This is a genomic window from Amycolatopsis keratiniphila subsp. keratiniphila, assembly GCF_001620365.2.
Classification (GTDB): Bacteria; Actinomycetota; Actinomycetes; order Mycobacteriales; family Pseudonocardiaceae; genus Amycolatopsis; species Amycolatopsis keratiniphila.
Genome location: NZ_LQMT02000046.1, coordinates 2,496 through 2,962, shown reverse-complemented (window position 1 = coordinate 2,962; position 467 = coordinate 2,496). Strand labels below are relative to the sequence as shown.

At 68.7% G+C, this 467-nt stretch carries 1 protein-coding gene; it reads left to right on the top strand.

Annotated elements, in window-relative coordinates:
- On the top strand, positions 1-313 hold a 313-nt coding region (locus AVR91_RS44100), incomplete at its 5' end, for a TCP-1/cpn60 chaperonin family protein (protein ID WP_323807909.1).
- Positions 314-467 lie beyond the last annotated feature (154 nt).

Below are 467 nucleotides of genomic sequence, written 5' to 3'. Positions count from 1 at the left end.
CATCGTCAAGGTCGCCGTCGAGGCGCCGCTCAAGCAGATCGCGATCAACGCCGGCCTCGAAGGCGGCGTCGTGGCGGAGAAGGTCAAGTCCCTCCCGCAGGGCCACGGCCTCAACGCCGCCACGGGCGAGTACGAGGACCTGCTCGCGGCCGGCGTGCCGGACCCGACGAAGGTCACCCGCTCCGCGCTGCAGAACGCCGCTTCCATCGCGGCGCTGTTCCTGACCACCGAAGCCGTCGTGGCGGACAAGCCGGAGAAGGCCGCGGCCGCTCCCGCCGACCCGTCCGGTGGCATGGGCGGCATGGACTTCTGAGTTCGAGCCTGTAGCACCACCGGAAAGCCCGGACGCGCCTCGCGCGTCCGGGCTTTTCCTTTGCCGTGGCGGCGTCAGTGGTGTTTCTGGTGGACCGTATTCGCCTCCCACTCGGTTGCGAACCGGGTCGTACGAGCTTGATCAACGGAGGATT